At 68.0% G+C, this 26,926-nt stretch carries 24 protein-coding genes; 6 read left to right on the plus strand and 18 right to left on the minus strand.

The genetic code is table 11. The annotated features are described in order from the left end of the window. Both ACZYZ5_RS13980 and ACZYZ5_RS13985 read right to left on the minus strand, forming a co-directional pair. Window positions 1–1,680 (minus strand): DEAD/DEAH box helicase (locus ACZYZ5_RS13980; RefSeq protein ID WP_463902391.1); only part of this gene is annotated, 1,680 nt, incomplete at its 3' end. A 320-nt stretch (window positions 1,681–2,000) separates the two neighbouring features. Then, window positions 2,001–2,423: a hypothetical protein gene (locus tag ACZYZ5_RS13985; RefSeq protein WP_463902392.1), complete on the minus strand. Its 423-nt coding sequence runs from the start codon at window positions 2,421–2,423 to the stop codon at window positions 2,001–2,003. Between the two features lie 207 nt (window positions 2,424–2,630). On the opposite strand from ACZYZ5_RS13985, the gene ACZYZ5_RS13990 reads away from it, so the two are divergent. Together ACZYZ5_RS13990 and ACZYZ5_RS13995 are read left to right on the plus strand one after the other, a co-directional pair. Beyond that, complete coding sequence (locus tag ACZYZ5_RS13990) at window positions 2,631–3,305, plus strand: SAM-dependent methyltransferase (protein ID WP_463902393.1); 675 nt, start codon at window positions 2,631–2,633, stop codon at window positions 3,303–3,305. 415 nt (window positions 3,306–3,720) lie between these two features. Then, a complete protein-coding gene (locus tag ACZYZ5_RS13995) occupies window positions 3,721–5,205 on the plus strand; it encodes an amino acid permease (RefSeq protein WP_463902395.1) in 1,485 nt (494 codons plus the stop codon). Here ACZYZ5_RS13995 and ACZYZ5_RS14000 read toward each other — a convergent pair. From ACZYZ5_RS14000 to ACZYZ5_RS14010, 3 genes are all read right to left on the minus strand, one after another. Then, complete coding sequence (locus ACZYZ5_RS14000) at window positions 5,202–6,626, minus strand: MFS transporter (protein ID WP_463902396.1); 1,425 nt, start codon at window positions 6,624–6,626, stop codon at window positions 5,202–5,204. The two genes, ACZYZ5_RS13995 and ACZYZ5_RS14000, sit on opposite strands and share 4 nt — an antisense overlap. 232 nt (window positions 6,627–6,858) lie before the next feature. Continuing rightward, window positions 6,859–8,166, minus strand: coding sequence for an MFS transporter (locus tag ACZYZ5_RS14005; RefSeq protein ID WP_463902397.1), 1,308 nt, complete (start codon window positions 8,164–8,166; stop codon window positions 6,859–6,861). Window positions 8,167–8,221: 55 nt separating this feature from the next. Further along, window positions 8,222–8,524 (minus strand): class I SAM-dependent methyltransferase, encoded by a 303-nt coding sequence (locus tag ACZYZ5_RS14010; protein WP_463902522.1) that lies wholly within the window; start codon window positions 8,522–8,524, stop codon window positions 8,222–8,224. Here ACZYZ5_RS14010 and trmB point away from each other — a divergent pair. Both trmB and ACZYZ5_RS14020 read left to right on the plus strand, forming a co-directional pair. Next, a complete protein-coding gene (trmB, locus tag ACZYZ5_RS14015; protein WP_463902399.1) occupies window positions 8,441–9,364 on the plus strand; it encodes a tRNA (guanosine(46)-N7)-methyltransferase TrmB in 924 nt (307 codons plus the stop codon). The genes ACZYZ5_RS14010 and trmB overlap by 84 nt on opposite strands. Window positions 9,365–9,525: 161 nt before the next feature. Continuing rightward, the gene (locus tag ACZYZ5_RS14020) at window positions 9,526–10,332 is read left to right on the plus strand and encodes a DUF1206 domain-containing protein (RefSeq protein ID WP_463902524.1); all 807 of its coding nucleotides are present in this window, start codon (window positions 9,526–9,528) and stop codon (window positions 10,330–10,332) included. 199 nt (window positions 10,333–10,531) lie between these two features. On the opposite strand, the gene ACZYZ5_RS14025 is transcribed toward ACZYZ5_RS14020, so the two are convergent. Next, on the minus strand, window positions 10,532–11,236 hold the full coding sequence (locus tag ACZYZ5_RS14025) for an anti-sigma factor family protein (protein WP_463902400.1): 705 nt from the start codon (window positions 11,234–11,236) through the stop codon (window positions 10,532–10,534). Beyond that, window positions 11,233–11,733 (minus strand): sigma-70 family RNA polymerase sigma factor, encoded by a 501-nt coding sequence (locus ACZYZ5_RS14030; protein ID WP_463902401.1) that lies wholly within the window; start codon window positions 11,731–11,733, stop codon window positions 11,233–11,235. The genes ACZYZ5_RS14025 and ACZYZ5_RS14030 overlap by 4 nt, the downstream gene beginning before the upstream one ends. 186 nt (window positions 11,734–11,919) lie before the next feature. Between ACZYZ5_RS14030 and ACZYZ5_RS14035 the strand changes: the two genes are divergently transcribed. Then, a complete protein-coding gene (locus tag ACZYZ5_RS14035) occupies window positions 11,920–12,459 on the plus strand; it encodes a COG4315 family predicted lipoprotein (RefSeq protein WP_463902403.1) in 540 nt (179 codons plus the stop codon). A 32-nt stretch (window positions 12,460–12,491) separates the two neighbouring features. Here ACZYZ5_RS14035 and ACZYZ5_RS14040 read toward each other — a convergent pair whose 3' ends face one another. Continuing rightward, the gene (locus ACZYZ5_RS14040) at window positions 12,492–13,358 is read right to left on the minus strand and encodes a DMP19 family protein (protein ID WP_463902404.1); all 867 of its coding nucleotides are present in this window, start codon (window positions 13,356–13,358) and stop codon (window positions 12,492–12,494) included. A gap of 228 nt (window positions 13,359–13,586) precedes the next feature. Between ACZYZ5_RS14040 and ACZYZ5_RS14045 the strand changes: the two genes are divergently transcribed. Beyond that, a complete protein-coding gene (locus ACZYZ5_RS14045; RefSeq protein WP_463902405.1) occupies window positions 13,587–17,075 on the plus strand; it encodes a DEAD/DEAH box helicase in 3,489 nt (1,162 codons plus the stop codon). Between the two features lie 30 nt (window positions 17,076–17,105). On the opposite strand, the gene ACZYZ5_RS14050 is transcribed toward ACZYZ5_RS14045, so the two are convergent. From ACZYZ5_RS14050 to dnaK, 10 genes are all read right to left on the minus strand, one after another. Then, window positions 17,106–17,504, minus strand: coding sequence for a hypothetical protein (locus tag ACZYZ5_RS14050; protein ID WP_463902407.1), 399 nt, complete (start codon window positions 17,502–17,504; stop codon window positions 17,106–17,108). Between the two features lie 262 nt (window positions 17,505–17,766). Beyond that, entirely contained in the window at window positions 17,767–18,459 is a 693-nt protein-coding gene (urtE, locus tag ACZYZ5_RS14055) for an urea ABC transporter ATP-binding subunit UrtE (protein ID WP_463902409.1), read from the minus strand. Next, window positions 18,459–19,262 carry an urea ABC transporter ATP-binding protein UrtD gene (gene urtD, locus ACZYZ5_RS14060; protein WP_463902410.1) on the minus strand — a complete coding sequence of 268 codons (804 nt, stop codon included), beginning with the start codon at window positions 19,260–19,262 and terminating at the stop codon, window positions 18,459–18,461. Before urtD ends, urtE begins: the two co-directional genes overlap by 1 nt. Continuing rightward, window positions 19,259–20,383 carry an urea ABC transporter permease subunit UrtC gene (gene urtC / locus ACZYZ5_RS14065; protein ID WP_463902411.1) on the minus strand — a complete coding sequence of 375 codons (1,125 nt, stop codon included), beginning with the start codon at window positions 20,381–20,383 and terminating at the stop codon, window positions 19,259–19,261. Before urtC ends, urtD begins: the two co-directional genes overlap by 4 nt. Then, window positions 20,380–21,264, minus strand: a complete 885-nt coding sequence (gene urtB / locus ACZYZ5_RS14070; RefSeq protein WP_463902412.1) for an urea ABC transporter permease subunit UrtB — start codon at window positions 21,262–21,264, stop codon at window positions 20,380–20,382. The genes urtC and urtB overlap by 4 nt, the downstream gene beginning before the upstream one ends. Before the next feature lie 45 nt (window positions 21,265–21,309). Beyond that, on the minus strand, window positions 21,310–22,575 hold the full coding sequence (gene urtA / locus ACZYZ5_RS14075; protein WP_463902414.1) for an urea ABC transporter substrate-binding protein: 1,266 nt from the start codon (window positions 22,573–22,575) through the stop codon (window positions 21,310–21,312). 278 nt (window positions 22,576–22,853) lie between these two features. Further along, window positions 22,854–23,276, minus strand: a complete 423-nt coding sequence (locus ACZYZ5_RS14080) for a heat shock protein transcriptional repressor HspR (protein ID WP_463902415.1) — start codon at window positions 23,274–23,276, stop codon at window positions 22,854–22,856. Between the two features lie 15 nt (window positions 23,277–23,291). Beyond that, a complete protein-coding gene (locus tag ACZYZ5_RS14085; protein WP_463902417.1) occupies window positions 23,292–24,278 on the minus strand; it encodes a DnaJ C-terminal domain-containing protein in 987 nt (328 codons plus the stop codon). Window positions 24,279–24,372: 94 nt separating this feature from the next. Further along, window positions 24,373–25,047 carry a nucleotide exchange factor GrpE gene (locus tag ACZYZ5_RS14090; RefSeq protein ID WP_463902419.1) on the minus strand — a complete coding sequence of 225 codons (675 nt, stop codon included), beginning with the start codon at window positions 25,045–25,047 and terminating at the stop codon, window positions 24,373–24,375. 2 nt (window positions 25,048–25,049) lie between these two features. After that, window positions 25,050–26,912, minus strand: a complete 1,863-nt coding sequence (dnaK, locus tag ACZYZ5_RS14095; RefSeq protein ID WP_463902421.1) for a molecular chaperone DnaK — start codon at window positions 26,910–26,912, stop codon at window positions 25,050–25,052. Window positions 26,913–26,926 lie beyond the last annotated feature (14 nt).

The following is a 26,926-nucleotide window of genomic DNA, read 5'->3' on the forward strand; positions in this document are numbered from 1 at the left end:
GCCGGTGGCGCCGCCGGTGCGGGGAGCCCCGCTGCGCGGTGCGCCGCTCCGGGGTGCGCCGGTGCGGGGAGCCGAAGCGCCCCGGGCGTCGCTGCGCCCTTCTGCGGCGCGGCCGTCTGAACCACGGCCGGCCGAAGCGCGGCCGCCGGCAGCCGGAACATCGTTCCGGTGGGTGCCGTAGGAGGTGGAGCGGGCGCGGACGCTGCGGCGCTCGGCGCGCTCAGCATCCTGCCGGTCCTCGTTGCGCTCGATAACACGATCTGCGGCGTTGCGCGCTGCGGCCTGGCCCTCGTAGGCCACGGCACGGCGCTCGGCGCGGGGCAGGTCGGTGCGGGGAGCCTCGGTTCCGACCCGTCCGCGTCCGCCACGGCCGCCCCGGCCACCCGCGGTGGGTGCGGCTTGGGTGGTGCGTCGGGCGCGCTTGCGCTCGGCGTTGGCACCGGTGGAGCTGCCGCCGCCCTGGTTGGACTTGGCGGCCAGCAGCGCGGCGCGGGTGCGCGGGTCGATCTTGTCGGCCATTTCGCCGACCAGCTGAGCAACCAGCGGCGAGTTGGCGGTGACGCGCTCGAAGTTGACCTCGACGCCGGCGGCCTTCATCAGCTTCTTGACGTCGGACTGCTGCTCCGGCAGGGTCAGCGTGACCACGGTGCCGTCGGAACCGGCACGGGCGGTACGGCCCGAGCGGTGCAGGTAGGCCTTGTGCTCGGTGGGCGGATCCACGTGGATGACCAGCTCGACGTCGTCGACGTGGACACCGCGGGCGGCGACATCGGTGGCGACCAGGACGCGAACCTCACCGGAGGAGAACTCGGCCAGGTTCCGGTCACGGGCGTTCTGCGAGAGGTTGCCGTGCAGGTCGACGGCGGGGATGCCGGCGTCGGTCAGGGTCTTGGCAAGCTTGCGGGCGTGGTGCTTGGTGCGCAGGAAGAGCACCCGGCGGCCGGCACCCGAGGCGAGCTCGACGATCAGCTGCTTCTTGACGGTCTGGTCGTTGACGACGAGTACGTGGTGCTCCATCGTGGTGACCGCGGCCTGGGATTCATCCACCGCGTGGGTCAGCGGGTTGGACAGGTAACGCTGGACGATCTTGTCCACGCCGTTGTCCAGGGTGGCGGAGAACAGCATGCGCTGGCCCTGGCTGGGGGTCATGTCCATGAGCTTCTTGACGACCGGGAGGAAGCCGAGGTCGGCCATGTGGTCGGCCTCGTCCAGCACGGTGATCTCGACGCCTTCGAGGGTCAGGACGCGCTGGCGGATCAGGTCCTCCAGGCGACCCGGGCAGGCGATGACGATGTCGACGCCGGCGCGCAGCGCCTTTTCCTGGCGGGCCTGGGAAATGCCGCCATAGATCACGGTCGTGTTCAGGCCCATGGCCTTGGCCATCGGCTCGATGGTCGCGTTCAGCTGGGTGGCCAGCTCACGGGTCGGCGCGAGGACCAGGCCCATGGGGCGGCCGGGCTTGCGGAAGTGCTTGGCTTCCCGCTCGGCGAGTCGTGCCACAAGCGGGATGGCGAAGGCAATGGTCTTGCCGGAGCCGGTGCGGCCGCGGCCCAGGACGTCGCGTCCGGCCAGGGTGTCCGGCAGGGTCTTGACCTGGATGGGGAACGGTTCAACGATCCCCTGAGCGGTGAGGGTGTCGGCGAGGGCCTTGGGCGTGCCGAGGGCAGCAAAAGTAGTCATATGTTTCAAAGGTCTTTCAGGCGGTATCCGTGCGGATATCGGCCCCCGGTGCCGGTTGGCCCAGGGGTTCGCCGAAGAAAAGTCAGGTGATCAACCGGCCAGCTGCCAGTTGGGGCGGCGGCCGGGACCAAATAGAACGCGTTCATCGACGCAGGATGTGCCTCTCACATGAAAAAATCCCACTCCCTGAAGGAATCCGAAAGGAATCCGCAGGGGAACCGGTTGATGAACCGGACCGATCATTCAAGACCAAAGTGGGCATCACTGCACATCAAGTTCCTTCAGTCTATCATCCGGCGAGGCCAGAGCCGTTTTATCCCTCAGTCCGCCAGGCTGGGGGACTGGAACAGCGGGACGTGCGACGCCGGCACGGCGGGCGCCGGGGGTTCCGGCGCCCGCCGTCCGGACGCCCTGCCTGCGCCCCCTGAACGGTCCGTGGCCGTGGAGCCGTGCGTGGCCATTGAGCCGTGCGTGGCCGCGGAACCGCGCCCGGGCTCTGAATCGCAGGTGGCGGCGGCGTACACGGCTGCCGGGACCGCCACCCGCCGGATCACCAGCACCTCGGCGTCGATCAGCCGCCGGGTTCCGGTCCGCTCGTCCAGGATCCAAAAAAGGTCGGTGGCCGCCACCGTCCGGATTACCTCGCCCCGGTGGAAGAGCTTGCCGTTGTGCCACGCTTCAATCTTGTCCCCCACGGACAGCTCCTCACACGATGTAACCTGCCGCCCAACGTCTACCGTCATGGCCTGTTCCTTCCTCAGATCCGGATGCACCCCAGCGTCGTTCCGTTCTCCGGCTCCAGACTCCACCACCGAGGTTTCGCGGGCGTTTCCGGGCGGTGATCTTCGTGTGTCGATTTTCGGGTGCAGCCGCTTTTCCCGTGTCGCCCGGGGCCTTCCCCTGCCATGATGTGGGAAGCGACCCAAACCCCGAGACCGGCGAGGATAACCATGACGGAACACAAGCACCCGGAGCACCCCGAGCGCGACAGCACTGTCAGTGCGGCCCAAGTGTGGGACGAGAAGTACCGCAGCCGGGCCAAGATCTGGAGCGGCGAGCCGAATCCGCAGCTGATTGCCGAGGCCGCGCAGCTCCCTCCCGGGACCGCGCTTGACCTGGGCTGCGGCGAGGGAGCGGACGCCATCTGGCTCGCCAGCCGCGGCTGGAAGGTCACCGGCGTCGACGTCTCCGCCGTCGCACTGGAGCGGGCAACAGCGCATGCGCAGGAACGCGGCCAGAGCGGGAACATCACCTGGGTGCGGGAGGATCTCGCCACCTGGGTGCCCGGGGAGCTCTTCGAGCTGGTCACGGCCCAGTTCCTGCACTCCACCGTGATGCCCTGGCAGCAGGCCCTGCAGCTGGCCGCCGCGGCGGTGCGGACCGGCGGCACGCTCCTGATCGTGGGGCACCACCCCACCGGGCTGCCGCCCTGGGGGCAGCACCATGATCATGCGGCGGAGCGGTTTTATACGGCGGAGCAGCTGGCCGGCGAGCTGGGCATCGAGGCACCCCAGTGGCGGCTTGACGTCGTAGACACCCGGCACCGCAGCGCCACCGGGCCCGACGGCGAGGCTGCCGCGCTGACGGACGCAGTGCTGCGCGCCACCCGCCTCGCCGCCCACTGACGCAGAACCACGCGGCCGCCGACGGTTTCGGCCCCGGCAGCAGACACGGGACGACAGCTGAGGCAAGGTTAGTCGACACTTGTCGAGCATGAGGATGCGACGGAGGGCACCTCCGCCGCATCGGCCGGACCGGCGGTGGCGGGCCGGTGCCTGCGCCGAAAATTCCCGCGCTCGCGCCGGAGCAGGCAATTTCCCTGCGCGGCCGGGGCCTCCATCACCACACCCGCGGGCCGGCCCACGCGTCCGGAACGGCGCCGGCCCGGCGGACCGGGACGTTGCGAGCAGGGCCGAATGCCGCCCCTAGGCTTAATTCACACGACAAAGTGTTACCTCCATCACACTCTCGATCGATCCGCGCCGGGCGCCGGCGGGCATAATCTCCGCCCAGGCCCGCCCGTAACAAGGAAGAAGCCTAATGTCTGAACGCACCACCACGGCTGTCCCCAAGAACGCACCACATTCCTCCCCCAGCAGCCACGGCCAGGAACCCCACCTGGCCCGCGCCCTCGGGAACCGCCACATCCAGCTGCTGGCCATCGGCGGCGCGATTGGCACCGGACTGTTCATGGGCTCCGGCAAGACCATCTCCCTGGCCGGACCCTCCGTCATCTTCGTCTACATGGTCATCGGCTTCATGCTGTTCTTCGTCATGCGGGCCATGGGCGAGATCCTGCTCTCGAACCTGAACTACAAGTCCTTCAGCGACTTCGCCGGCGACCTCCTGGGCCCCTGGGCGGGCTTCTTCACAGGCTGGTCCTACTGGTTCTTCTGGGTGGTGACTGGCGTGGCCGACATCGTCGCAATCGCCGGGTACGTGGACAAGCTCGCGCCCGGCACACCGCTGTGGATCCCCGCACTGATCACGCCCGTCGTGCTGATCGTGCTGAACCTTCCCAGCGTCAAGGCGTTCGGTGAGGCGGAATTCTGGTTCGCCATCATCAAGGTGGTGGCCATCCTCGCCCTCATCGGAACCGGCATTGTCATGATCGCCACCCACTTCACCTCGCCCAACGGAGCGGTGGCCAGCCTGGCCAACATCTGGAACGACGGCGGGATGTTCCCGCACGGCATGTTCGGCTTCGTCCTCGGCTTCCAGATCGCCATCTTCGCGTTCGCCGGCATCGAGCTGGTGGGCACCGCCGCCGCTGAAACGAAGGACCCCGAGAAGAACCTGCCGCGCGCCATCAACTCCATCCCCATCCGGGTACTGCTTTTCTATGTGGGCGCCCTGGTGGTCATCATGGCAGTCAACCCCTGGCGCAGCATTGACGCCGCCGGCAGCCCCTTCATCGGCATGTTCACGCTCGCCGGCCTGGGCATCGCCGCTGTGGTCATTAACCTGGTGGTGCTGACCTCCGCCGCATCCAGCGCCAACTCCGGCATCTACTCCACCTCCCGCATGGTCTACGGCCTCGCCCAGGACGGCAACGCCCCGAAAGCCTTCTCGAAACTGAGCTCCCGCAAGGTCCCGCAGAACGCCCTGCTGTTCTCCTGCATTTTCCTACTGGCCGGGCTGGTCCTGCTGTATGCCGGCGACTCCGTTATCGGCGCCTTCACCGTCGTTACGTCGGTTGCCTCCGTGCTGACCATGTTCGTCTGGTCCATGATTCTCATCAGCTACATCGTGTTCCGCCACCGCCGGCCCGCCCTGCATGCGGCGTCGACATTCAAAATGCCGGGTTCCGGCTTCATGCCCTACGTCGTGCTCGCCTTCTTCGGCTTCATGATGGTGGCGCTGGGCCAGGCCGACGACACCCGGCTGGCGCTCTTTGTGGCACCGATCTGGTTCCTGCTCCTCGGCGCGGCCTGGTATTTCAACCGCCGGACGCCGCTGCAGCAGGCCCGGATTGCGGAATGGAAGGCCGTCCGTGACGCCGAACTGGCCCCGGTAGCGGGCTAGGCGGCACCCGCCTCGCGGTGGTCGGCGACGCGCGCGGCGACGACCACCGCGGCGACGCCGATCACCGCCGTCAGGGCGAAGACGCCCCCGAACGACGCCGCCGCCGTCGGGAACGCGGCAAAGATGATGCCCGTGGTGGCGAGGGAAAGCGCCCCGCCGAGCGAATCGGAAATGGACATCGCGGAACTGTTGAAACCCTCGTTCTGCCTGCTGGACAGGGCCAGGGTCATCACGCTCAGGCGCGCATACATCAGCCCCATGCCGGCTCCGGCGAACACCCAGGCGGTGATCGCGACGGCGGCCGGCCAGTTCAGGACCGTGGTCACCAGCACCAGGACGACGGCGCCGAGGACGAGGGCGGCGCCGATCCGGACCGCGCGGCGGTGGTCCAGGCGAGCCCCGAGCCGGCCCTGCACCGCCGAGCCCGCGGCCCAGGAGACGGCTCCGCCGGTGAGCGCCAGTCCAGCGAAGGTGGGCGAGAAATCGTAGCGTTCCACCAGCAGGTACGGCAGGTACACCTCGGCGCCGAAGAACGCGGCAGAGGCCAGCCCGCGGGTGAGGATGACGCTGGGCAGGCCGCGGCGGGCGGTCAGGGTTCCCCGCGGCACCAGCGGGCGGACGGCGATGAGGGCCACGGCGACGGCCGCGACCGCCGCGATCCCGCCGGCGACCGGCAGCCGGGCGGAGAGGTTCAGGCCGAGCACGGCGAGCGCCGCGAGCGCGGCCCAGGCCAGCCGGCCGGAGCCCGAGGACTTCCGCGGAGCCTCAGCGGACACGTCCCCCGGCGCGGCGGGCTTCCGGGTGCCGCCGTCGGGCGTGCCGTGCAGCCCGCGTAGGGCCGGCACCACCATCAGCAGGGCCGGCACCACGAGTCCCACTACACCGAGGAACACCCAGTGCCAGCTGACCAGTTGCGCCACAATCCCGGCGGCGAAGGGACCGACCAGCGAGGGGATCACCCAGGCTGCGGAAAAAGCGGCGAAGATCTTCGGGTGCAGCACGGGCGGATAGACCCGGGCGATCACCACATATAACGCCACCGTCATCGCGCCGCCGCCCAGGCCCTGGACCAGCCGGCCGGCCACCAGGGCGGGCATGGTCGCCGCGGTTCCGGCGATCAGCAGCCCCAGCACAAACAGGGCCACGGAGGCGTACAGCGGCCCCACCGGGCCGCGCCGGTCGGACCAGTTGCCGGCGGCGACCATACCGATGACGCCGGTGGCGAGCGGGCCGGCGAACGCCAGGGCGTACAGGGAAGCCCCGTCCAGCTCGCGGCTGACCAGCGGCATGATCGTGGTCACGGCCAGAGATTCGAAGGCGGCCAGGAACACGAGGGCACATGCGCCCAGCGTGACCAGCACATAGTCGCGGTGGAAGATGCCGGCTGAATCCAGGCTCGGAGCGGGGGCGGTACGGGGCAAGGTCGTGGCCTGATCGATAGTTGTGGACGGAACCGTGGAACCTCAACCGGTGGTGAGGTCCAGGCCTCTGGCCGGTCGACGGTTCCTGGCGGAACGGGAATGTTGGCTCAAGGGGAAGCATGCCACAGCCGGCGGGCGGGGCGCATCATGCTTTCCGGTTCCATCCTCCTCCCCGACCAGAATCTGCAGGTCCGGCGCCCTTGGGTCCCTGCCCACAGTCGTTTCCTTTGGATCAGCCGCCGATGAAGCGGTTCCGCCCGGCCCGGTAGCCGAAGACCGCGGCCAGCGATCCGACTACAAGGAAGAGGACCCCCGCCGCCGCGAAGGAGCCCGTGGCCTGGTGCAGCTGGCCGACCATCAGGGTTCCGGTGGAACCCACCCCGTAGCCGACGCCCTGCATCATCCCGGACAGGTGCGCGGCGGTGTGGCCGTCCCGGGTGCGGACCATGATCATGGTCAGCGCGACGGCGGTCAGGCTGCCCTGGCCCAGGCCCAGCAGCCCGGTCCACACCCAGATCAGCTCCAGCGGGCCGAAGATGCTCAGCGCGAAGCCGCCGCCGGTCATGAGCGCCACCACGGTGTTGATCGCGCGCTGGTCCCGGAACCTGGTGGCGAGCGCCGGGGCGAACAGGGACCCCAGCATCTGCAGCAGGATCGAGACGGAAACGATCACCCCGGCCGTGCCGCCGTCCACCCCGCGTTCGCGCAGGATCGGGGCCAACCAGGCGAACACGCTGAAGGACATCATCGCCTGCAGCACCATGAACATCGTCACCTGCCAGGCGACCGCCGAGCGCCACACATTCACTCCGCCGTGCGCGCTCTGGTGCCGGCCGTGGCGCTGCCGGAGGGCCAGCGGCAGGAAGAGAAGAAGAACGACGCCGGCGGGCAGCGCCCAGAACCGCAGCGCCGCAGTCCAGTCCCCCGTCGCACTGAAGACCGGGTAAGTGAACCCGGCGCCGAGGGCTGCGGAGGCGCAGATCGCGGTGGTGTAGAGCCCGCCCATCAGGCCGAGCCGGTGCGGGAAGTCACGCTTCACCAGTCCGGGCAGCAGCACGTTGCAGAGCGAGATCGCGGCACCGCAGGCCGCCGTCCCGGCCAGCAGGGCAGGAAGGTGCCCTGCGTCCCCGGCATCGAGCGGCCGCAGCAACAGTCCGGCCGTGAGAACCGCCATCGCGCCCAGCAGGACGCGCTCGGCCCCGAAGCGGCGGGCCAGGACGGGAGCGAGCGGGGCGAACACCCCAAGCAGCGTGACCGGGACCGTGGTGAGGACGACGACCGCCCAGCCCGGCAGTCCGGCGTCGGCCGTCACTTCGGGCAGTACCGCGGAGAAGCTGGAGAAGACGGTGCGGAGGTTCAGCCCGATCAGGACCAGGCACACACCCAGGTAGGCCAGGGTGCGGCGGCTGCCGACCCGGGTGGGCTCCGCCGCGGGGACGTCGTCGATCTCGGCGTCCACCAGCAGGCCCGGCCGGTCCCCCGACCCGGCGCCGCTGACGGTGGAGTCCTGGGAGCTTGTTGGTATGGTCACGGACCCCATTCTGGCAGGCCCCGTGCAGGCGGCGGTGTCAACATCGTCGCTGTCGACGGTTCCGTCAGCTCCGGAGCAATAGCCTCGTCCACTGGCCGAGGGCGGCATCCGGATCGGGGAGTGCCCAGAGGACGTGGCGGGCGAGCACGACATCGCAGCTCGCCGGAGGGTACGGCGGTTCCGAGGCATCACCCTGCAGTAACTCCGCAGCCGCGGGCCCCCGACGGGGAAGCTGGCGGCTGCCCGCCCGGGCGGACGCGGGGACTCCACTATTCTGGAAGGGATGAGTGAATCCCCAGAATCCCCCGAAACGCCGCAGCCTTCGCGCCCGGTAACCCCCGGCACCCAGGCCTCCTTCGGCACCTATGGAGGCCGTCCGGTCAGTTTTGTCCGCCGCGGCACCCGCCTGCACGGCCGCCGGCAGGTGGCCTGGGACGAACACTCTGACCGTTGGGCCGTCGAGGTGCCCCGCCACATCGCCAACACCTCCGTGCACCCGGACTACGTCTTCGACGCCGAGGCCGAATTCGGCCGGAAGGCCCCGCTGATCGTGGAGATCGGTTCCGGGCTCGGCGACGCCGTGTGTCACGCCGCCGAGGAGAACCCGGACAAGGACTTCCTCGCCGTCGAGGTCTATACCCCGGGGCTGGCCAACACGCTGATCAAGATCAACAGCCGCGGCCTGAACAACGTCCGCGTGGTGGAGGCGAACGCCCCCGAGGTGCTCGCCACCATGCTGCCGGCCGGTTCCGTCATGGAACTGTGGGTCTTTTTCCCGGACCCGTGGCACAAGTCCCGCCATCACAAACGCCGCCTCATCCAACCTGCCTTCGCCGACCTCGCCGCCCGGGCCCTCAAACCCGGCGGACTCTGGCGCATCGCGACGGACTGGTCCAACTACGCCGTCCACGTGCGCGAGGTCATGGCCGACTCCGCCGACTTCGAGAACCTGCACGACGGCGAGCGCAGCGGCGCCGAGAGCCCCCTCACCCAGGTGTGGGAATCCGGCGTCGAGTCCCTCGTGGGCGGGGCCCCCGTCAAGGAGGGCCGCGCACCCGTGAGCACCGAACACACCGGCCCCAACGAGGGCATCGATGAGACGGGCGGCTGGGCGCCGCGGTTTGACGGCCGGATCCTGACGAGTTTCGAGAACAAGGCGCACGAGGCCGGCCGGCTCATTTTCGACCTCAGCTACCGCCGCCGCTGAGCGCCCGGCTGAGGTGAGTTACCGTCGCAGGATCCGGACCGGCGGTAGTGCTGTTCCCGGCGGGCTCGGCGTGGCACGATTACCTCAGAGGCACGAACCGGGCGGAACGGCGGTCCGGCAGAACCACCGAGTCAGTTGAAGGATCCATCATCAAAAGAGAACTGAATGACGCCGCGGACGCGGCCGAGGACATCACCAACTCGCGGACGCTGGAGCTTGCCGCGCGGGCCGGGTTTGCCGTCAGCGGCGTGCTGCACGTGCTGATCGGCCTCGTCGCGATCCGGCTTGCCATGGGCGGCCAGGGCGATGCCGACGTCAGCGGCGCCGTGGCGCAACTCGCCCAGCAGCCGGCCGGGCCGGTGCTGCTGTGGAGTTCCTTTGCGGCGTGTGTGGCCCTCGCCTTGTGGCAGACCAGCGATGCCATCTTCGATTTTGAGCACCTTCCCACGAAGAAAAAGGTTGCGAAGAAGGCCAAAGCCGCTCTCCAAGCCGTGGTCTATGCCGGGCTCGCGGTGACCCTGGCATCCTTCGCGATCGGAGCGGGCAAGGACGACAGCAGCTCAACCAGCGACCTCTCCATCGCTGTGATGAAAGCCCCCGGTGGCTATCTGCTCCTGCTCGCGGTCGGCGCGGGGATCGCAGTGGCCGGCATCGTCTATGCCATCCGTGGCATCCGGCAGTCCTTCGCCAAACACCTCCGGCTCCCCGCTTCGGCGAAGGCCAGGACGGCGGTGACCGTCCTGGGCGTCGTCGGCTACACCGCCAAGGGCATCGCCCTGCTGCTGGCCGGCCTGCTGATCATCATCGCCACCGTCACAGTGCACCCCGAGGAGTCCACCGGGCTCGACGGCGGGCTGAAGGGCCTGCGCGACCAGCCCTTCGGCGTGTACATGTTGGCAGCCGTGGGCATCGGCCTGATCTGTTACGGCATCTTCATGATGGTGCGGGCAAAACTCGCCAAGATGTAGTCGCCCCATCATGCCCGGCCCGGACCTCCGCGCATCCGCCCCGGAGTCCTCCTATGCCCTGTCCGGGACACTGATCACGGACGGGCACACCACCGCCGATGCCACGGTCGCTGTGGCCGGCGGCCGGATCGCCTATGCCGGGCCCGGGCGAAGTTCGGCGCCGCGGGCTTCCGCGGGGCACGGGAAATCACGGACGCGGTTATCCCCGGGGTACGGCGATGACCGCCATGGTCTGCTGCTGCCCGTCCCGCATCTCGACGCTGGCGATGTTGGCGAGCTGCAGGGGCGTGGCTCCCGTGATCCTGACCCTGCCACTGGGCGTCGCCGTCCAGGCGCAGGCGCGGTCTTCGACGCCGTCGCTGTCCTTCACCCAGAGCGAGAAGGTGCCGTCCACCGGCAGGCTCCGGCCGTCGACCGCGAGCTCGGTGCCCCAAGTCTTCTTCACCAGGCCCACCGTAATCTGCAGCCCGTCACTGGCCTGGATGGAGTAGCTGGCATCCGGCTTGGGCGGCGGGTTGAACAGCGGCGCGGCCAGCACCCCGAGGGCGAGGCACGCCGCGGCCGCCACAGCGAGCGCCGCGGTCCAGCGGCGCCGGGCGTTCCGGCGGCGCGTGGACAGTTCCTCGAGCATCCGCCGCGGCACGGCGGCCGGCACGGGATCCGACGTCGCGCCATCCAACGACGACGGTTCCCGCCCGGCAGCGGCAGGAGCAGCGGCGGCGAGGGCCACGGCGTCGGGGACCGGGAGCGCGTCCAGCAGCGCGGGGAGGCTGGCCAGTTCGTCCAGTTCCTGCCGGCAGTCCGCACAGCTGCCCAGATGCTGCTCAAAGGCGGCCGCCTCATCAGGTTCCAGGCCGCCCAGCAGGTAGGCGCCGAGCAGCCGGTGCAGCTCCGTGCCGCTCACCGTTCCACCCCCATCTCATCGAGGATCGCGCGGAGGGCCCGCACGGCGTAGAACGCCCGGGACTTCACTGTTCCGCCCGGGATCTTCAGGCTGACCGATGCCTCCTGGACGGTGTAGCGGCGGTAATGGAGGGCCACGAGAACGTCCCGGTGCTCGGCGCTGAGCCGCAGCAGCGCCTCTTCCATCAGCACCCGGTTGAGGAGTTCGTTAACGCGTTCCTCGCCGTCGGCCGGGTCGGCCAGTTCCCGGTCCGACGTCTCGCGGGGCCGGCGCTGGGCCTTGCGGTAGTTGTCGATCATGATGTTGCGGGCCGTCCTGAACAGGTAGCTGCGCAGGTTCCCGGTGATCTGGGGGGCCTGCTGCCAGACCCGCAGGATGGTCTCCTGCACCACGTCATCGGCCAGTTGCGGGTCGCGGGAGGCGCTGAGCACGAAACGCCGGAGGGCCGGCCCGTGGTCGCGGTAAATCGCCGCCACCACGTCTTCGTCCAGCGACATGAGCGTCCTCCCTGGCCCCTGGGTTTCCCCTGCTGCCCCTTATGACGCGCGGACGGCCGGAACGGTTCACGTTCGCGGAGTCCGGGGCGCCGCCAAAAGCCTGCTGTGAACCATTCTTCCCCCGGGGCCGTCGTAACGGATAGCGCCGGCCTGGCCAGTTGGCCGGTCCGAGTCAAGGAGCAGCAGATGAAAAAGCACCTCAGCATCGGCCTGTCCGCGTTCGCCCTCGCCGCATTGCTCTCCGGCTGTGCCGGCACCAGCGGGACCGCCACGTCGCCGACGTCGGCCGCCGCCACGACGCCGCCCGGCAGCGCCGCGGCAACGTCGGCTCCGGCGTCGCCCTCAGCGCCCGCCGCGGCCGCCCCGGACCTCAAGGTCGCGGATTCGGCCGCCGGCAGGATCGTGGTCGACGGCAAGGGCATGAGCGTCTACTACTACACGAAGGACGTCAAGGACTCCGGGACCAGCGCCTGCACCGGCGGCTGCCTCGACGCGTGGCCCCCGGTCCTCGCCGCCGCCGACACCCCCACCGTCGACGGCGTCACCGGCACCGTGGGTACCATTGCCAGCCCCGACGGCCAGAAGCAGCTCACCGTCAATGGGATGCCCGTGTACTACTACGCCAAGGATCTGGCTGCCGGGGACATCCTGGGCCAGGGCGTCGGCGGCGTCTGGTACCTCGTCGCCCCGTCCGGTGAAATGATCACCGGGGCCGCCGGGTATTAGCGAATGACAGTCGCGGCGGCGGACGGTCCGGGTCAGTCGTCCGCGGCCTCGAACTCGACGGCGGCCACAATCTCCTTGGTGTCCGAGTGGATCATGACCGCTTCCTCGTCGCCGTCCAGCATGAGGAACTCGCCCCGGTCCGTGGTGAAATGCCACGCCAGGGTTCTCTGGCCGTCGTGGTCATAGTTGGGGTCGCCCATGGTGATCTTCAGGAGCGTGTGGCCGGCCACGTCGCAGAGCTCGCGGATGATCGCCTCGAACTCCGGGGTGTCCAGCAGGTCAACCTCGGCGGTCTCGGCCTGCCGCTCCGCCAGGTTCGGGATCCGGGACACCCGCTCGGCGATGTGGCGGTCGAGGTCCTCCTCGTCCAGGACGAGGAGGTCCGCCTGGCCCCGCACCCAGGCGGCGTTGAGCGCGGTAATGTCCTCGGTTTTTAGCAGCGCCTCGAACTCGCCGTCGAGCTCCTCCAGGAGCCGGACCGCGGCGGGGTGGTCCGTTCCGCCGTCCAGATCCGCGTCGCCGTCAAGATACGCCTCTGCCTCCTCCCCGGAGAGGGCGTCGAAAGCGGCCACGGTGCGGTTGAAGAGGTCCAGGTGCGCGGCGGCCCCCATGGTCTCCAGCCCGGCCCGGATGTAGGCGTCGATGTCTTCGCGTTCGGGGGCGGTGAACACGTACTGGGCGAACCCGCCGCCCAGCGCCTGCGTCAGGTAGAAGTCGACGTAGTAGCTGCGCAGCGCGTTCGGTGCGATTTCCCCGACGTCGAGCAGCTCCGCGTACATGGTGTTGACCACGTCCACGTTCGCGTCGACGACGTCGGCGTCGCTGCCGTTGATGATCTCCCGCGGCAGGACCGTCGCGTAGCCGGTGGCGGAAATTGTGGTGGAAGGGCTGGTGCTCATGGAAAATCCTCACTGCTGAAATCGGGTGGCGCTCCGAACCCTTTCCACGCTACGTGGGGTCGCCGGCAGCGGGGTTGAGCCGCAGCTGAACGTCCGGCGAAGTTTGGGTGTCCACGGACCCGGCACGTCCCCCGGCCAGATATCCACTTAGCCGGGCACCCAGTACGGGGAGCCCTGCCAGGCTCGCTAAGATGGATCCGATGACCAACTGCCGAAAGTAGTGCGCACATGCCATCCCATCCGGACGATAGTGCGGCACTGGCAATACAGACTCCCGCGATCAACGACCGTTCCCTCGCGGCCGGGCTTGCCTACGCCATGGGGAGCCGCGTTTCCGGTATTTCCTTCGACGCCGCCACCGGCCTCATGCTCGGCAAGGTGCGGGGCGGCGCCGATGTGCCGTATTCGACGACGGCGAAGCTGGTCCGGAAGGCGGGCGGCTGGAGCTGCACCGTGGGTGTCTGCAGCTGCCCGGTCCGGAAGGACTGCAAGCATGTGGCCGCGCTGTTGTTCGCGGCCGAGGACAACCCGGCGATCCGGGTTCAGCTGCTGGCCCCCGCCGACGTCAGCCGGCTGTCCCGGCGTGCCCCGGTGCTTGAGGTCCCGGACTGGGAACAGGCCCTCAACCCGCTGATCGCCCAGCCGGGGATCACGCAGTCCACCAGCGGGGTGCCGCTGGCGCTCCAGTTCGAGATTGAAGAACCCGCCCCGCACTTCTCCTACACCGGACGCCGGGATCCGCTGCGCAGCGTGCGCCAGCTGAAGGCCCGTCCCGTGATTATGGGCGCCAAGGGCAAATGGATCCGCGGCGATGTCTCCTGGAACACCCTGAGCTATCTGAGCTACCGGCGCGAATGCAATGAGGCGCACGTCGAGTGGATGCAGGAGTTCCTCGCGTCGCACACCGCCCAGGCGAACCGCCAGCACGCCGGAACCGGGCTGTGGCTGGGCCTGAACACCTATGCCGGGAAGAACCTGTGGAGCCTGCTGGCCCAGGCCGGGAAGATCGGCGTCGCCCTGGTCCACAGCCGCGGCCCGGAGCCCGTGCGGCTCGTTGAACAGCCAGCCGCCGTCGGGCTCAACCTGACCCGGTTCGGTACCGCGCCGGCCCCCGCCGAGGGGAACGGCGCCGTAGTGCCCGACGCCGCCGGCGGGGACGACGGCGGCCTGTCCCTGGCCCCCAGCATCACCGTGGAGGGGGAAGTGGTTGATCCGGCAACCGTCGGGACCATCGGGCGGCCGGCGCACGGGATCTTCCTGACCTCCGGGGCGGACGCCCTGCCGGGAGTCGCACCGACGGACTCCGCCATCACGCTCGCTCCGCTGGAGAGCGGGCTCAGCGAGGAGCTCCTGACCTTCGTCACGGCGGGGACCACGCTGCACATTCCGGCCCGGGACGAGACCCGCTTCCTGACCGGTTTTTACCCCAAACTCAAGCAGAGCGCCCGGGTCACGGCCTCGGACGAGTCCGTTGTGCTGCCCCAGTTGGCCGTTCCCACCCTGTCGCTGCTCGCGAACTACGGCGCCGACCACCGGGTCCGGCTGCACTGGGAGTGGCACTACAAGTCCGGCACGCTCGTCACGTCGCAGCCGCTGTGGCGCCACCCCGGCGATCACGGCTACCGGGACGACCCTGCCGAGGCCCGCATCCTCGAAGCCCTCGGACAGCCCTGGGACGTGGTGCCGGCGCTGGGCGAGTCGGCCACGGGCGGCTGGGGAACTCCGCGGCTGGCAGCCTCGGCCGAATTCAGCGGCCTCGACACCCTGGCCTTCACCGAGGAGCTGCTCCCTGCGCTCCGCGAGGTCTCCGGCGTCAGCGTGGACACGGCCGGCGAGATCGCCGACTACCGCGAGGCCGAGGAGGCCCCGGTGGTGTCCATCTCCACCAAAGCCACCGAGCAGCGGGACTGGTTCGACCTGGGCATCCAGATTTCCCTGGAGGGCCAGCCGGTGTCCTTCGCGGCCGTCTTCTCCGCCCTCGCGGCCGGCCAGACGAAGATGCTGCTGCCCAGCGGCGCCTACTTCTCCCTGGACCTGCCCGAACTGCACCAGCTCCGGGCGCTGATTGAAGAGGCGCGGGAACTGCAGGACAATAAGGACGCGCCGCTGCAAATCAGCCGCTTCCAGGCCGGGCTTTGGGACGAACTCGCGCAGCTGGGCATCGTGGACGAGCAGGCCGCGGCCTGGCGTGAGGCTGTCGGCGGGCTGCTGGAAGGCGGCGTGAAGGGCCTGCCCTTGCCCGCAACTCTCAACGCCGAGCTGCGCCCATACCAGCTGGAAGGCTTCAACTGGCTCAGTTTCCTCTACCGGCACGGACTCGGCGGGGTGCTGGCCGATGACATGGGCCTGGGCAAGACCGTGCAGGCGCTGGCGCTGATCTGCGCCGCCAAAGACTTGGCCTCCGGGCCCGCCGCAGCGCCCGACGGCGGTGCTGCCGCCACCGTGGCCGGCGCCGTGCCCGGCGCTGCGCCGGGCACTTCCCCGTTCCTCGTCGTTGCCCCCACGAGTGTGGTCGGCAACTGGGAGGCCGAGACCGCGCGGTTCGCCCCCGGCCTCACGGTGCGCGCCGTCGGCGAGACCTTTGCCAAGAGTGGCTCGAGCCCTGCCGAGGCCATGGCGGGGGCGGACATCGTCATCACCTCGTACGCCCTGTTCCGGATCGACTATGAGGCGTATGCCTCCAAGGAATGGGCGGGCCTGGTCCTGGACGAGGCCCAGTTCGTCAAGAACCACCAGTCCAAGGCCTACCAGTGCGCCCGGAAACTTCCGGCGGTGTTCAAACTCGCCATCACGGGCACCCCGCTGGAGAACAACCTGATGGAGTTTTGGGCGCTCACCTCGATCGTCGCGCCCGGGCTCTTCTCCAGCCCGAAGCGGTTCGCCGAGTACTACCAGAAGCCGGTGGAAAAGAACGGCGACAAGGCCCAGCTGGACAAGCTGCGACGCCGGGTCCGTCCGCTCATGATGCGCCGCACCAAGGAGCAGGTCATCCACGACCTGCCGCCGAAGCAGGAGCAGATCCTCGAGGTGGTGCTGAACCCGCGGCACCAGAAGGTCTACCAGACGCACCTGCAGCGGGAACGGCAGAAGATCCTGGGCCTGATCGACGACGTCAACAAGAACCGTTTCACCATCTTCCAGTCCCTCACCCTGCTGCGGCAGCTCAGCCTGGATCCCTCGCTGATCGACCCCTCGCTCTCCGGGGTGCGGTCCAGCAAACTCGATGTGCTCTTCGAGCAGCTGGAGGACCTCGTGGCGGAGGGACACCGGGCCCTTATCTTCAGCCAGTTCACCGGCTTCCTGGGCAAGGTCCGCGAGCGGCTCGTCGAGGAGAACATCGAGTTCTGCTACCTCGACGGCAGCACCCGCAACCGCACCGACGTCGTGAACGAGTTCAAGAACGGCGCCGCGCCGGTGTTCCTGATCAGCCTCAAGGCAGGCGGCTTCGGCCTCAACCTGACGGAGGCGGACTACGTGTTCCTGCTGGACCCGTGGTGGAACCCGGCCTCCGAGGCACAGGCCGTGGACCGCACGCACCGGATCGGCCAGGCCCGGAACGTTATGGTCTACCGGCTGGTCGCCAAGGACACCATCGAGGAGAAGGTCATGGCGCTCAAGGCCAGGAAGTCCCAGCTGTTCGCAGACGTCATGGAAGGCGATGCCCTCTCCGGTGGAGCGCTGACGGCCGAGGACCTGGCCGCGCTGTTCACCGACTGACGCGTCGCCGCCCCTGACTGCGGCGCGGGGTCATGCCGCGGCCGGCGCCGTCACGGACCGGGAGGCGGTCTGCTTCCTGAACCAGGTGGCCAGTTTCTTGCCCTTGCCCTTCCACCAGCTGTCCTCATCGCCGCCGTGGCGCCACCGGTAGATCACCATCACCATGATGAAGACCCCGGCGGCGACGTCCCGCCACGTCCCGCTGGCGGCATCGATGAGCACGCTGACGGCGCAGATCAGGATCGAGGGCCAGGCCAGTGTGGTGAAGACGGTGTTGGCCACGTAGCGGCGGTGGGACCGCGGCACCGAGAGGGCGCGGACCATGTCGAAGCAGACGCAGATGACGACGACCGTCTGGCCCAGGGTCAACAGGATGGAGCCTGTGAGGGATCCTGCGAACATGGCCAGGGCGTGGAGCCCGGAGTTCATGACCTGCCCGCGATCAGTGCGGGTCCAGGTGCCGATTTTCCCGGCGATGATGGATCAAACATGCGGTGCCCCCCGGCTGTCCTCGCTGTTTCGCTGGCGGTGATGCCAGTCTTTCCTGCCAGGACAATTCAAACGGCCGGGCGGCCCTGAAGTCACGCAAACCCTGTACCCGTCTTTCCGGCCGGGTACCACCCGGGCGCCTGTGCGGCTACTTGCCCCGGGCCCGCCGACTACTGGGACAGCGCGGACAGTGTCGGGCGCATCAGATCAGCATCGCCTCGCGCACCTGCTGTGCTGATCCGGCGCCACCCGCACCCCGCGAACTGACCTGTCCTGCGGCCAGCACGTAGTAGCTGTCGGCGGCGTTCAGCGCGAAGCCGATGTGTTGTTCCACCAGCAGGACACGCATTCCGCTGCGCTGGGACAACTTGATAATGGTCTCCTGAATCTCAGCCACCACATTGGGCTGGATCCCTTCCGTTGGCTCATCCAGGATCAGCAGGGTGGGCTCGGTGATCAGCGCCCGGGCAATGGACAGCTGCTGCCGCTGCCCGCCCGACAGGAGGCCTGCCCGGCGGGCCAGCAGCGGATGGAGCGCCGGGAACATGTCCAGTGCCTCAGCCACACGTTCCTTGCCGTTCCGGCGGCCGTCGGCCACGAGCTGGAGATTCTCCAGCGCCGTCAGCTGCCCAAACGACTGCTGTCCCTGCGGAACATACGCCATGCCGCGCGCCACCCGCTGGTGAGGGCGGAGGGAGGACATGTCCTCCCCGTCCAGGGTGATAGTGCCGCGGGTGGGCTTCAAGTGCCCGACGACGGCGCGCAGCAACGTGGTTTTTCCGGCGCCGTTGTGGCCGAGGACGGAAACCAGCGAGCCGTCCGGGACCGTGAGGTCCACTCCCGAAATGACCTGGGTGCGCCCGTAGCCGGTCTGCAGGTCTTTGACTTCCAGCATCAGTGCCCTTCCATTCCGGCCGTGCCCAGGTAAACTTCCTGCACTTTCGTGTCGGCCTGCACCTGCGCCACGCTGCCCTCGCTGAGCACCTTGCCGGCCGCGAGGACGGTCACCGAGGTGGCGAACTCGCGAACGAAATCCATGTCGTGTTCAATCACCAGGGTGATGCGGCTTGCTGCGATCCGGCGCAGCAGCCGCCCGGTTTCGGCACGCTCGTCCTGGCTCATCCCGGCGATGGGTTCGTCCAGCAGCAGCACGTCCGAGTTCTGGACGAGCAGCATGCCGATCTCCAGCCACTGCTTTTGCCCGTGCGCCAGCGTCCCGGCCTGCTTGTCCGCCGCCTTGTCCAGCCCGATGATTTCCAGAGCCTCCTGAACGGCCGGATCCACGCCCTGCCGGCGCCGCAACAGCTCGCGGGCTTTCCGGCCGGGCCCAGCGGCAATGTCAAGATTCTGTAGCACCGAAAGGTTCTCGAAGACGCTCGCCGTCTGGAACGTCCGGCCCACTCCCAGCCGTGCGATCTTGTGCACCTTCCGGCCCAGGATCTCGGTGCCGGTGTGGTTCACGGACCCGGTGGCCGGAACGAGCCCTGTGATCGCGTCGATGATCGTGGTTTTGCCGGCCCCGTTGGGTCCGATCAGGAACCGCAGGTCGCCCTGCGTGACGTCCAGGTTGACCTTGTCCACGGCAACGAAACCGTCGAACGTGACCGTAAGGTCGCGGACCTCGAGGTACTTGGGCCGGCCGTGGCGGAGCCCGCCGGCCCGGGGCTCGCCCTCGGGCAGCAGCGTGGGGGTTGTCATCGGCTTGCCCCTTCCGGGATGGCGGTCGGTTCGGGGACGGGCGCCGGCGGCGTGCTGTGCGCTTCCTTCCGGCGTGTCTTCAGCCCGGCGACGAGCCGGGGCAGCGACGCGAGGCCGCCGGGCAGGAACCCGATCACCAGCACGAAGAGCAGACCCTGGAAATAGACCCAGAACGACGGGAAGGTCGAAGACAGGCTGGTCTGGGCGATAGCCACGCTCAGGGCTCCCAGCACTGGCCCCAGCAACGTGGCCCTGCCGCCAATGGCCACTCCGATCAGGAAGGCGATGGACGGGATCACGCCCACATCGGCCGGCGAGATGATCCCCACGATGGGCACGAACAGGGCACCGGCGATCCCTGCCATGACCGCGGCGATCACATAAGTCACCGTCTTGATGGTGGCGGGGTCATACCCCAGGAACCTGACCCGTTCCTCCTGGTCACGGACGGCTTCGAGGAGTTCACCGAATCGGGAGTGCATAAGTTGCCGGGCCGCCGCCAGTGCCAGCAGCAGCACCACGGCGGCGATCGAATACAGCATGAGCTTGTTGGAGGGGTCCTTCAGGTCGAAACCGAAGAAGGACCGAAAGCCGCTGAGGCCGTTGGAGCCGCCGGTGGTGGCCTGCTGGCCGATCAGGAAAACAGCAAAGGCGGCCGCCAGCGCCTGGCTGAGAATGGCGAAATAGGCTCCCTTGACGCGCCGTTTGAAGACGGCGAGCCCCAGGAGGAGCGCCACCAGCCCGGGAACCAGGACGACGGCGGCGAGGGTCACCACGGGACTCCGGAACGGCTCCCACCAGCCGGGGACCTCGCCGCTGCCGTAGAGCGACATGAAGTCCGGCACGCCGGACCCGCCGAAGAGCGAGGCGTCCGCTAATTTGAGGTGCATGGCCATGATGTAGGCGCCCAGCCCGAAGAACACGCCTTGGCCCAAGGTCAGCATGCCTCCGCGTCCCCAGGCCAGCCCGATTCCCACGGCCACGATCGCAAGGCACAGGAACTTCCCCAAGAGGGCGAGGTTGAACGCCGAGAGCGCGGCGGGCGCCGCCACCAGCAGCAGCACCGCGCCTGCGGCGAAACCTGCCAGGACACCCCACCGGGATTGCAGGAAAACGCTCATGCCAGGCTCCTTGTCTTGAGGCTGAAGATGCCCTGCGGCCGCAACTGCAGGAAGACCACGATCAGGACAAGGACCAGCACCTTGCCGATGCTGGCCGTCGTCGAAAACTCGAAGACGGACTGCAGCACGCCCAGGGCGAAGGCGGCGATTGCCGCCCCCTTGATCTGTCCGACTCCCCCGGCCACCACCACCAGGAACGCGTCCACGATGTAGTTGGTGCCAAGGTAAGGGCCGGTGGAGCCGATCAGGGTGACGGCCACGCCCGCCACCCCGGCGAGGCCCGATCCGATGAAGAACGTCAGCTGGTCCGTGCGCCGGGTGGAGATGCCGCTGGTTTCGGCCAGGTCCCGGCTCAGGACCACCGCCCGGATGCGGCGGCCCAGCGGCGTGGCTTTGAGGACCAGCGCAAGTCCCGCCAGGCACACCAGCGACAGCAGCAGGATGAAGAGCCGGGTCAAGGGAATGGGGGCTCCCAGCAGCTCTATGTTGCCCTGCAGCCACGCGGGCGCCCGGACGTCCACACTGGGGGCGCCGAAGATATCCCGAGCGGCCTGCTGCAGGATCAGTGCCACCCCGAACGTGACCAGCAGGGTATCCAGGGGGCGGTGGTACATCCGCCGCAGAAGTACGGTCTCCAGCACCAGCCCCAGCAGACCACCCACGAGGAAACCCACTGGAATGGACACCAGCAGCGAGACCCCCGCATCGGAGATGCTTCGCTGCACAACGAAGGCCGTGTACGCACCGGCCATCATGAACTCGCCGTGCGCCATGTTGATGACCCCCATCTGGCCGAAGGTCAGCGACAGCCCCAGCGCGGCCAGCAGCAGCACCGAGCCGAGACTGAGTCCGGCAAACATCTGTCCAATCAGCAGTTCCATTCCAGCGGGCCTTTCCTCAGCTATCTGCAGGTGTGGTGGAAGCTGCTACTTGGCCAGGTCTTTGGCCCAGTCGTAGCTGGTCAGGAACGGGTCGGGTTCTACAGCTTCCGGTGAGGCCCACACCGTGTCGATCAGGCCCTCGGAGTTGATCTTCCCGATGCGGGGAGTCTTGGTGATGTGGTTGTTCTCGCCGTTCACCGTGACTGTGCCCTCAGGCGCCTCGAAAGTCACTCCACCGGCCGCTGCCTGGACTTTGTCGACGGCAAAGGAGCCGGCCTTTTCCACCATGGCCTTCCACAGGTACAGCGAGGTGTACGCCGCTTCCATCGGGTCGCTCGTGACCCGCGCAGTGCCGAACTTCGCCTTGAACGCGGCCACGAACTTCGTGTTGGCCGGTGTGTCGAGGGTCTGGTAGTAGTCCCAGGCCGTGAGCTGGCCTTCCACGTTTTCCAGTCCGACGCCGGGAACTTCCTCTTCCGCGATGGATACCGAGACCACCGGCATGGAGTCCGCGGTCAGGCCGACGCTCTTGTACTGCCTGAAGAACGCCACATTGCTGTCGCCGTTGAGCGTGTTGAAGACGGCGTCCGCCTTGGAGTCGCGGACCTTGTTCACGATCGTGGAGAACTCCGTGGAGCCCAGCGGCGCGTACTCCTCGCCCAGGACCTCCATGCCGTGCGCGGCGGCATAGGCCTGGATGATCTTGTTGGCCGTTCGGGGGAAGACGTAGTCGCTGCCCACCAGGAAAATGGATTTGGTGCCCTGCTCGGCCAGGTAGTCCAGAGCCGGGATGATCTGCTGGTTGGTGGTGGCCCCGGTGTAGAAGATGTTCTTGGAGGCTTCCAGGCCCTCGTACTGGACCGGATAGAACAGCAGGGCGTCGTTGGCTTCAAAAACGGGGAGCATGGCTTTGCGACTGGAGGACGTCCAGCCGCCGAAGACCGCTGCCGTACAGTCCTGCTGGATCAGTTTCCCGGCACGTTCGGCGAATTTCGTCGGTTCGCTTGCGCCGTCCTCGCTGATCACCTGAAGCTGTTTGCCCATGACGCCGCCGGCGGCGTTGATTTCCTCCGCGGCCAGGCTCAGCGAATCAAAGACGGTGTTTTCGCTGATGGCCATGGTGCCGGAGAGCGAGTTGATGAAACCGACCTTGACGCTGCTGCCCGAGGTGTCCACGCAGGAGCTGCTGACGCTGGCGGTGGAATTAGCGGAGGCCGGATCCGAAACCTGGCTGCCGCAGCCGGCAAGGGCTGTTGCCATCGCTGCCGCGGCCAGGGGGATTAAAGCGCGCTTAGTTAGTGCAACCCTCATGATTACCTGCTTCTCGCTCCGCGCTGCCTCGCGGCAGCGGCTGGTCTCCAGGGCCCTGACGGGACCCATCGGCCTCAATCTAGGAGCGAATTGTTTCAACAGGCGTGACGCTTCGTTTCCGCACCATTTCGGACCGGGGCTGCTCCCCCGGCCGGGCGTGCGGGAACGGTAAGTTCGCTGTCAAAACGGCGGAAAGTACGGGCAGGAAAGTTAACCTGCAGGAAACTTTCCTGCCGTCATGTTGGCAGGAACGGCGACACATTGGCCGGCAGGCGGCGTCACTCGCCGTTCCGCGGCCTCCACACCACGACGGCCTGGGACCGGGCCCGGGGACGCTTGCCGCGGGCCAGGCTGACGACGTCGCCCGCGGCTCCGGCGGCGAAGATGCGGGACTCCAGGCTGCGGGGGCGACGTTCGAGTTCCTCGCTCAGCTCGGCGACGCGCCGCTGCAGGGCTGCCACCTGGTTCTCCAGCTGCAGGATCCGTTTGATCCCTTCGAGGGAGACGCCCTCCTGCGAGAGCCGCTGCACCTCGCGGAGCATGGTGATGTCCCGCTGCGAATAGCGGCGGGACTTGCCGGGGGCGCGGCTGGGCGAGACGAGGCCCAGCCGGTCGTACTGCCGCAGCGTCTGGGGGTGCATGTCCGCCAGTTCCGCGGCGACGGAGATGACGAAGATCGGCTGCTCGTAGTCGATGGCCATGGCAGGCGTCCGCTCCTAGAGCCGGGCCTTGGCTGCCAGTTCGGCGCGGACGTCCTCGCCGGCGGTGGCCGCGGCGAAGGTCTTGACGGCCTCCTCGGCTTCCTTATTCAGCTTCCGCGGGACGGCGACGTCGATCGTCACCAGCAGGTCCCCGGTGGCCTTGCTGTGCTTGACGCCGCGGCCCTTGACGCGAAGGGTGCGCCCGGACGGTGTGCCGGCCGGGACGCGGACCTTGACCTTGTCGCCGTCGATGGTCGGAACCTCGATGTCGGCGCCCAGGGCGGCCTCCGGGAAGGTGACCGGCACGTGGATGCGCAGGTTGTCGCCGTCGCGGACGTAGAAATCGTGCGGCTTCACCGAGACGGTGACCATGAGGTCCCCGTTTCCGGCGGGACCGTACTGGCCCTTGCCGCGGACACGCACCTTCTGGCCGTCCTTGATGCCGGCCGGGACGCGGACGTCGATGACTTCGCCGTCCGGTTCACGCAGGCCGATGGTGGTTCCGCGGATGGATCCGGCGAAGGAGATGGAGGTCGACGCCGTCCGGTCCGCGCCTTTCTGCGGGGCCCGCTGGAACGACTGTCCGCCGCCGCCGAAGCCGCCGCCCGCTCCGCCGAAGAGGTCGGCGAACTCCGGCGGGATGCCGCCGGACGTGCCGTACCCGCCGGATTGGCGTCCGCCGCCCCCGGTGAACAGACCGCCAAAGAGGTCCTCGAAGCCGGCCCCGCCGGCGCCGCCGCCACCGCCCGGGGCGAACCGGGCACCGCCGCCCATGGCCCGGATGGCGTCATATTGCTGGCGCTCGTCGGCGTCGGAGAGCACGGAGTAGGCCTCGGAGATGTCCTTGAACTTCTTCTCCGAGGCGACATTCCCCGCGTTGGTGTCCGGATGGTGCTGCCGCGCGAGCTTCCGGTAAGCCTTCTTGATGTCGGCGTCGGAAGCGTCCTTGGCGACTCCAAGGATCTTGTAAAAGTCCTTGTCCGCCCAGTCCTGGCTAGCCAATGGCGTTTCCTTTCAAATCTGTGTGCCGAAGTGACAGTTCGCGCCAATGTTTGGTCGAAACATTGGCGCGAACTGTCACCTCGATGGGGTACTGCTACGCCGGAACCGCCACGATAACCTGGGCTGCCCGCAGGACCCGGTCCCCGGACTTGTAGCCGGAGCGCAGGACCTGGCTGACGGTGTCGATGTCGACATCCGGTCCGGGCTGCTGGATGAGGGCCTCGTGGATCGTGGGGTCGAACTCCACGCCGGTCTCATCGATGCGCACCAGGCCGTAGGTCTTCAGCGCGTTCTCCAGCTTGGCGGCGATCGCGGCGAACGGTCCGTCCGTGAGGTCGCCGTGCTGGCGTGCGGCGTCGACGTCGTCCAGTACCGGGAGCAGGGAGTTCAGGACGCCGATAACGGCCATCTCCCCCGCCACGGCACGGTCGCGTTCGACGCGCTTGCGGTAGTTGACGTACTCGGCCTGCAGGCGGCGCAGGTCATTCCTGAGCTCCTCCGCCTCCGCGCCGTCGGCACCCTGGGCCACGGACTCCACGGCCGGCACCTCAACACTGTTGAGGATGTCCTCCGCCTGGGACAGGGCGTCCCCGGAGTCCGTGTCCCCTGCGGCGGCGCGCTCCTGGTCGGGGTGGCGGGCCTGGCCGGTCTTCGGATCAACCTTGCGGTTGTCGTGGATGATCGGCTTCTGCGGCTCGTTCTCTTGCTGCTCAGCGTCGCGTCGGCTCTCGGAAGAACCGTGCTCTTCTTCGTTACCGTGATGCGGCATGATTACTTCTTCTCGTCTTCGTCAACGATCTCGGCGTCGACGATGTCCTCGTCGGAGCCGGCGGCCTGCTCACCGGCGGGGTCACCCTGGGCGCCGGTGGCGCCGTCCGGGGAACCTGCCTGGGCGTAGATGGCCTCGCCGAGCTTGCCCTGGGAAGCCTGGAGCTTCTCGAACGCGGTCTTCACGGCTGCGTCATCGGTGCCTTCGAGGGCGGCCTTGAGCGCGTCGACGTCGGCCTTGACCTCGGTCTTGACCTCTTCCGGCAGCTTGTCGGCGTTGTCGGCGATCAGCTTGTCCACGGAGTAGGCGAGCTGTTCGGCGGTGTTGCGGGTGTCGGCTGCCTCGCGGCGGGCCTTGTCCTCTGCTGCGTGCTCCTCGGCGTCCTTGACCATGCGGTCGATGTCTTCCTTGGAGAGGCTGGAACCGCCCGTGATGGTCATGGACTGTTCCTTGCCGGTGCCCTTGTCCTTCGCGGAGACGTGCACGATGCCGTTGGCGTCGATGTCGAAGGTGACCTCGACCTGCGGGACGCCGCGCGGGGCCGGAGCGATCCCGGTCAGCTCGAAGGTGCCCAGCGGCTTGTTGTCGCGGGTGAACTCGCGCTCGCCCTGGAAGACCTGGATGGCCACGGACGGCTGGTTGTCATCCGCCGTGGTGAAGGTCTCGGAGCGCTTGGTCGGGATGGCGGTGTTGCGCTCGATCAGGTGCGTCATGATGCCGCCCTTTGTTTCGATGCCGAGGGAGAGCGGGGTGACGTCGATCAGGAGGACGTCCTTGCGCTCGCCCTTCAGGACACCGGCCTGCAGGGCGGCGCCGACGGCGACGACCTCATCCGGGTTCACGCCCTTGTTCGGCTCCTTGCCGCCGGCAAGTTCCTTGACCAGGTCGTAGACGGCGGGCATACGGGTGGAGCCGCCGACCAGCACGATGTGGTCGATCTGGGAAAGCTGGATCCCGGCTTCCTTGATGACGTCATGGAAGGGCTTCTTGGTGCGCTCAAGCAGGTCCTTGGTGAGGTCCTGGAACTTCGCGCGGGTCAGCTGCTCGTCCAGGTGCACCGGGCCGTCGGGGGTGACGGAGAGGTACTGGAGGGAGACGTTGGTGCTGGTGGAGGAGGAGAGTTCCTTCTTGGCCTGCTCCGCTGCCTCACGCAGACGCTGCAGGGCGATCTTGTCCTTGGACAGGTCGATGCCCTTGACCTTGAGCTGGTTCAGCAGGTAGTTGACGACGCGCTGGTCCCAGTCGTCGCCGCCGAGGCGGTTGTCACCTGCGGTGGAGCGGACCTGGATGGTGGAGAAGTTGTCTTCGTCCTTGCCCACCTCGAGGAGGGAGACGTCGAAGGTTCCGCCGCCGAGGTCGAAGACAAGGATGAGCTCGTCTTCCTTGCCCTTGTCCAGGCCGTAGGCCAGTGCGGCCGCGGTGGGCTCGTTGACGATGCGCAGGACCTTGAGGCCCGCGATTTCGCCGGCTTCCTTGGTGGCCTGGCGTTCGGCGTCGTTGAAGTACGCCGGAACGGTGATCACGGCGTCCGTGACCTTTTCACCGAGGTAGGACTCGGCGTCGTTCTTGAGCTTCATGAGGATACGGGCGGAGATTTCCTGCGCCGTGTACTTCTTGTCGTCAATGGCGACGCTCCAGTCGGTGCCCATGTGGCGCTTGACGGAAGCGATGGTGCGGTCAATGTTGTTGACGGCCTGGCGCTTGGCGATCTCGCCAACCAGCACTTCGCCGGACTTGGAGAATGCAACAACCGACGGCGTGGTCCGGCCACCCTCGGCGTTGGCAATGACGGTGGGCTCGCCACCTTCGAGAACGGAGACGACGGAGTTGGTTGTTCCGAGGTCAATACCTACTGCACGTGACATGTGTTGCGTCCTTC

Source organism: Pseudarthrobacter ribosi (assembly GCF_055412865.1).

Excerpts from the sequence above, each read along its gene's own strand:
- ACZYZ5_RS13985 (WP_463902392.1), bottom strand. The coding sequence starts at position 2,423 with ATGACGGTAGACGTTGGGCGGCAGGTTACATCGTGTGAGGAGCTGTCC.
- dnaK (WP_463902421.1), bottom strand. The coding sequence starts at position 26,912 with ATGTCACGTGCAGTAGGTATTGACCTCGGAACAACCAACTCCGTCGTC.
- ACZYZ5_RS14030 (WP_463902401.1), bottom strand. The coding sequence starts at position 11,733 with ATGTCGCTGGACGAAGACGTGGTGGCGGCGATTTACCGCGACCACGGG.
- urtA (WP_463902414.1), bottom strand. The coding sequence starts at position 22,575 with ATGAGGGTTGCACTAACTAAGCGCGCTTTAATCCCCCTGGCCGCGGCA.
- ACZYZ5_RS14005 (WP_463902397.1), bottom strand. The coding sequence starts at position 8,166 with ATGGGGTCCGTGACCATACCAACAAGCTCCCAGGACTCCACCGTCAGC.
- ACZYZ5_RS14040 (WP_463902404.1), bottom strand. The coding sequence starts at position 13,358 with ATGAGCACCAGCCCTTCCACCACAATTTCCGCCACCGGCTACGCGACG.
- trmB (WP_463902399.1), top strand. The coding sequence starts at position 8,441 with ATGAGTGAATCCCCAGAATCCCCCGAAACGCCGCAGCCTTCGCGCCCG.
- ACZYZ5_RS13995 (WP_463902395.1), top strand. The coding sequence starts at position 3,721 with ATGTCTGAACGCACCACCACGGCTGTCCCCAAGAACGCACCACATTCC.
- urtE (WP_463902409.1), bottom strand. The coding sequence starts at position 18,459 with ATGCTGGAAGTCAAAGACCTGCAGACCGGCTACGGGCGCACCCAGGTC.
- urtB (WP_463902412.1), bottom strand. The coding sequence starts at position 21,264 with ATGGAACTGCTGATTGGACAGATGTTTGCCGGACTCAGTCTCGGCTCG.
- urtD (WP_463902410.1), bottom strand. The coding sequence starts at position 19,262 with ATGACAACCCCCACGCTGCTGCCCGAGGGCGAGCCCCGGGCCGGCGGG.
- ACZYZ5_RS14035 (WP_463902403.1), top strand. The coding sequence starts at position 11,920 with ATGAAAAAGCACCTCAGCATCGGCCTGTCCGCGTTCGCCCTCGCCGCA.
- ACZYZ5_RS14050 (WP_463902407.1), bottom strand. The coding sequence starts at position 17,504 with ATGAACTCCGGGCTCCACGCCCTGGCCATGTTCGCAGGATCCCTCACA.
- ACZYZ5_RS13990 (WP_463902393.1), top strand. The coding sequence starts at position 2,631 with ATGACGGAACACAAGCACCCGGAGCACCCCGAGCGCGACAGCACTGTC.
- urtC (WP_463902411.1), bottom strand. The coding sequence starts at position 20,383 with ATGAGCGTTTTCCTGCAATCCCGGTGGGGTGTCCTGGCAGGTTTCGCC.
- ACZYZ5_RS14080 (WP_463902415.1), bottom strand. The coding sequence starts at position 23,276 with ATGGCCATCGACTACGAGCAGCCGATCTTCGTCATCTCCGTCGCCGCG.
- ACZYZ5_RS14090 (WP_463902419.1), bottom strand. The coding sequence starts at position 25,047 with ATGCCGCATCACGGTAACGAAGAAGAGCACGGTTCTTCCGAGAGCCGA.
- ACZYZ5_RS14045 (WP_463902405.1), top strand. The coding sequence starts at position 13,587 with ATGCCATCCCATCCGGACGATAGTGCGGCACTGGCAATACAGACTCCC.